The sequence below is a fragment of the Micromonospora sp. AMSO12t genome (genome assembly GCF_008806585.1).
Lineage (GTDB): Bacteria > Actinomycetota > Actinomycetes > Mycobacteriales > Micromonosporaceae > Micromonospora > Micromonospora reichwaldensis.
Genome location: NZ_WAAS01000401.1, coordinates 1 through 4,183, shown reverse-complemented (window position 1 = coordinate 4,183; position 4,183 = coordinate 1). Strand labels below are relative to the sequence as shown.

At 70.2% G+C, this 4,183-nt stretch carries 5 protein-coding genes and 1 tRNA gene; 3 read left to right on the top strand and 3 right to left on the bottom strand.

Annotated elements, in window-relative coordinates; all coding sequences use genetic code 11:
• Positions 1–146: 146 nt before the first annotated feature.
• A complete protein-coding gene (locus tag F6X68_RS31195) occupies positions 147–923 on the top strand; it encodes a glucose 1-dehydrogenase (protein WP_151457604.1) in 777 nt (258 codons plus the stop codon).
• 103 nt (positions 924–1,026) lie between these two features.
• Here F6X68_RS31195 and F6X68_RS31190 read toward each other — a convergent pair whose 3' ends face one another.
• Positions 1,027–1,458 carry an SsgA family sporulation/cell division regulator gene (locus tag F6X68_RS31190; protein ID WP_053653619.1) on the bottom strand — a complete coding sequence of 144 codons (432 nt, stop codon included), beginning with the start codon at positions 1,456–1,458 and terminating at the stop codon, positions 1,027–1,029.
• A gap of 303 nt (positions 1,459–1,761) precedes the next feature.
• Between F6X68_RS31190 and F6X68_RS31185 the strand changes: the two genes are divergently transcribed.
• On the top strand, positions 1,762–2,307 hold the full coding sequence (locus tag F6X68_RS31185; protein ID WP_151457605.1) for a TIGR02611 family protein: 546 nt from the start codon (positions 1,762–1,764) through the stop codon (positions 2,305–2,307).
• A 104-nt stretch (positions 2,308–2,411) separates the two neighbouring features.
• Positions 2,412–2,486, top strand: a tRNA-Val gene (locus tag F6X68_RS31180).
• A gap of 57 nt (positions 2,487–2,543) precedes the next feature.
• Here F6X68_RS31180 and F6X68_RS31175 read toward each other — a convergent pair.
• On the bottom strand, positions 2,544–3,434 hold the full coding sequence (locus F6X68_RS31175) for a site-specific integrase (RefSeq protein ID WP_225852540.1): 891 nt from the start codon (positions 3,432–3,434) through the stop codon (positions 2,544–2,546).
• Between the two features lie 326 nt (positions 3,435–3,760).
• The gene (locus tag F6X68_RS31170) at positions 3,761–3,967 is read right to left on the bottom strand and encodes a helix-turn-helix domain-containing protein (protein WP_151457602.1); all 207 of its coding nucleotides are present in this window, start codon (positions 3,965–3,967) and stop codon (positions 3,761–3,763) included.
• Positions 3,968–4,183: the final 216 nt, after the last annotated feature.

Sequence of the window (4,183 nt, the reverse complement as noted above, 5' to 3'; positions counted from 1 at the left end):
ACGGGGGTTGTCGAGGTCGTCGAAGGCGGGCTACGTTACCGAACGGTAGCGCCGTCCGGTGGAGGCATGGCCGGAGCCGGTCCGCACCGGACCGGACCGGGCCGCCCCCGCCCCGGCGGCCCCGGCCGACTCGCGATGGGATGGGCATGACGGATCTGTTCTCGGTCGAAGGCAAGACGGTCCTGGTCACCGGCGGCTCGCGGGGGATCGGCCTGATGATCGCCCAGGGCTTCGTCCGGGCCGGCGCACACGTGATCATCTCGTCCCGCAAGGCGGACGTCTGCGAGGCCGTGGCCAAGGAGCTCTCCGCCGAGGGGCGCTGCGAGGCCATCCCCGCCGACCTCGGCGACGACGCCGGCGCCGAGGGCCTGGCCGCCACCGTCCGGGAGCGGTTCGACCGGCTCGACGTGCTGGTCAACAATGCGGGCGCGACGTGGGGCGCGCCGCTGGAGTCGTATCCGGAGAGCGCGTTCGACAAGCTCTGGGCCGTCAACGTCAAGGCCGTCTTCCGGCTCACCACCGCGCTGCTGCCCGCGCTGCGCGCGTCGGCCAGCGCCGACGACCCGGCCCGCGTCATCAACATCGGGTCCATCGACGGCATCCGGGTGCCGATGATGGAGGTGTACGCGTACTCGGCGACCAAGGCCGCCGTGCACATGCTCACCCGCAGCCTGGCCCACCAGCTCGCCGGCGAGCAGATCACCGTCAACGCGATCGCGCCGGGGCCGTTCGAGAGCAAGATGATGGCGTTCGCGCTGGACGACCCCGCGTCCCGGGCCGCCATCGAGGGGCAGGTGCCGCTGGGTCGGATCGGCCGGCCGGAGGACATGGCCGGCACCGCGATCTACCTGTCGTCCCGCGCCGGCGCGTACCTCACGGGTGCGGTGATCCCGGTCGACGGCGGCATCACCACCCACGGCTGAGCTCGGCGAAGGGCGAGAGGCGGTGCGCGTACCCCATGGTGGGCCGGAGCCGCGCGGACTCGGCAGATCCGCGCGGCCCCGGACGGCCGGTGTGGCCGGTGGTTCAGCGGCCGGCGAGCAGCCGGGTCACCGCGGTGTCGACGTCCAGGTGCTCGGCCTCGCGGCCGCGCGGGACGACGACGTAGGTCCGCCGCAGGAAGCGCACCAGGACGCTGCGCGGCACCTCGAACAGGGCGTTGCCGTCGGGCGACGACAGCGCCAGGGCGACGAAGTCCCCGCGCGGGGTGGCCCAGGGCCAGACCCGCACGTCGCCGATGCCGGCCGGCTCGTCGAGGCCCGTGACCAGCAGCTCCCGGGCGAACGACCAGCTGACCGCCTCTCCGCCGGCGGATTCGGCGTGGAACAGGACATGGACCGCATACGGATCAGCAGGGTCGTAACGCAGACTGGCACGCACCGGCAAGGCGGTGGCGTCAGGTGCGACGAGCCTTAGCGACGTCTCGACCTCTACGGTCGTCGGTCGGATGACACTCATGGACGATCTCCCCCCGGCACCGCTGCGGAACGCGCGTGTCCCGCTTTTCCCATACTCAGGTGCTACTCCTGGCTACGCTCCGCCATACGCTGACTTCACCCAGTGGTGGGAAGGGGGTCGGAAAGGCCGCGTGAATGTGAATATTCATGTAGGATTTCCGGTTCTGCCCAGTGCGTGATCCCGCCCGGCATCGGGTGGTTCAGTCGTCGACTTACTCCGGTAACGTCCAGTCGGCCGTTGCAGTGACGGGCGCGAGCCACACTGGGGGAGGAAATGGTTACGAAACGATCCTCAGTGGATCCGATGGCAGTGCCGGGCCCGCCGAACGTCGCGGCCCGAGCACCCGAAAGGCGGGGGTACGGGGTGCCGACGGAGCAGCACGACCGGCCCGGTCGGCCGACGACCGACCGGGATGGCGCAGGCGGCACGAAGCTGGCCGAGCGGCGGCAGCGACCCCGCTGGCGGCAGCGGCTGAGCACCACCCTCGACCTGATCCGGGCCAACCCGACCGGACGGGTCACCCTCAAGATCTTCATCGCCATCGCCGGCGCCCTCGTCGTCACCATCGGCATCGCCCTCATCCCGCTGCCCGGGCCGGGCTGGCTGCTGGTGATCGCCGGGCTCGGCATCTGGGCCGTCGAGTTCCACTGGGCCCGCCGGCTGCTCGGCTTCACCCGTCGCCACGTGCACAACTGGACCCAGTGGGTGAAGGACCGCTCACTGGCCGTACGCTTCGTGCTCGGCTCCGTCGGCCTGGCCTTCGTCGGCTCGGTGGTCTGGCTGTCACTGAAGTACAGCTTCGGCATCGACGTGGTCGCCGAGGCGCTGCACTACCTGGCGACGCACTGACCCGGACCGACCCGGCGCTCCGCCGGGTCGACCGATCGCGGCGCGGCGCGCGGACCCCGGATTTCCGGTCCGGTCCCTCGATCAGGTAGAGTCAGCGGCGCTGAGGGCGATTAGCTCAGCGGGAGAGCGCTTCGTTCACACCGAAGAGGTCACTGGTTCGATCCCAGTATCGCCCACCATCGAAGTAACGCACAAGAGCCACCCTCGGATGAGGGTGGCTCTTGCTGATTCCATCGTCAGTCGTCGTTGGGCGTCAGCGGATCGTCAGCGAACGCCTCGCGGATGCGTTGATCCCGCCCGTCGGAGCGGTGGGTGTAGAGGTTCAGGGTGGTCGACGGTTTCTCGTGGCCCATCACGCCCTGGACGTCGTTGACCGGGACGCCGCGCGACACCAGCTCCGTGGCGTACGAGTGCCGCAGGTCGTGGAAGCGGAGCCCGCCCGGCGCCATCTTCGCCACGTGCGCGACTGCTTCCCGCTCGGTGGTGAATTCCGCCGTCCACTCGACGCCGTCGAGGTCGAGCCAGGCCGCACGCCACTTGAAGTGCCCGAGCCGACTCACGTTCCCGAGTAGGCCGGCGCGGACCAGCGATGGCCGCCAGACGCGAGCGCGGAACAACGTCCGGCGTAGCGGACCGGAGGACGAGTTGGTGAAGACCTCACCGCGGGGACCGGCGGGGAAGACCTCGCGATGGGCCGTCAGCAGCTCGACCGCGAAGTCTGGCACCGGGACGGTACGCCGACCTGCCCGCGACTTCGGATAGGGCTTGCTGGTGACGGTGCCGGCGACCTCGACGGCGACCCGGACGACCTCGACCGTCTTCCTGGTCAGGTCGAGCGACTCCCAGCGGAGCCCGGTGCACTCGCCCCAACGCAGTCCGGTACCGCCGGCAAGCGCGACCAGGGCGCGGTACCGGTCAGGCACGGCCGGCAGGAGTCTGGCGACCAGATCAGCGCGGGACAGGACGTGTCCGTCGGTGTCCTTCCTGCGGCGCGCCGGCACCTTGACGCCCTCACACGGGTTGGTGCCGATGAGCCGATCGCGGACGGCGGAACGCAGGACAGCCGAGAGCAGTCGGAAGCACTCCGCCACCGTGGCGGGCGAGCGTCGCGCGCTGAGCTCTGTCACCCAGGTCTGTACGGCAAGGTGATCGATCCGGTGCAGCGGCACGTCGGACCAGCGCGGGAGCACGTGCGTTCGCAGGATCGAGGCATCCCGGGCCCTCGTGGTGAGTTCGTCGTTGCGCGACTCCCGCCACCGTTCCGCGTATTTCCCGAACGGCAGCCGACCGGCGTGAGGATCGACGTACCCGCCCCGCGCGATGGCAGTTTCCGTCTCGGCGAGAAAGGAAGCCGCCTGACGCCTGGTCGGAAAGGTCTTGGCCTTTTGCCGGCCGGTCGCGTCTCGCCAGTTGGCCCGGAAAGTGCCCGCAGGCGTCTTGATGATGTGTCCCATTAGGCCCAGCCCTCCGGTTCGTCGGTCGGCTGCTCGGTGCATTCGTCGAGCCAGGCGTGGAAGCGCTTCTTGGGGATGACCCAGCGTCCGCCGAGTTTGCGGGCGGGGATTTCGCCCTCGCGGACCAGGGCGTAGGTGCTGCCGAGGGAGAGGGAGAGCAGTCGGGCGACCTCGCGGACGGAGTAGACGGCGCGGCTGTCGGCCATGCGGAGTAGGCGGCCGGGGGCCTCGGGTTCGGTGGTGGAGGGACGGGGACGGTCGGTCAGGGAGACAACGGAGCGTTGCATCATTCCTCCGATTCAGCGGGTGGCGGGACGGACGGCGTGTTGGTGTCGGTGGTGGCGGCACGGTCTCTGGCGGCGAGGAGGGCGGCTTTCCATTGGGCGCGTTGGGACAGCGCCCGTAGGAGTCGGTGTTGCAGG

Coding starts and splice junctions, on each gene's coding strand:
- F6X68_RS31195 (WP_151457604.1), top strand. CDS start 147: ATGACGGATCTGTTCTCGGTCGAAGGCAAGACGGTCCTGGTCACCGGC.
- F6X68_RS31190 (WP_053653619.1), bottom strand. CDS start 1,458: ATGAGTGTCATCCGACCGACGACCGTAGAGGTCGAGACGTCGCTAAGG.
- F6X68_RS31185 (WP_151457605.1), top strand. CDS start 1,762: ATGGCAGTGCCGGGCCCGCCGAACGTCGCGGCCCGAGCACCCGAAAGG.
- F6X68_RS31170 (WP_151457602.1), bottom strand. CDS start 3,967: ATGGCCGACAGCCGCGCCGTCTACTCCGTCCGCGAGGTCGCCCGACTG.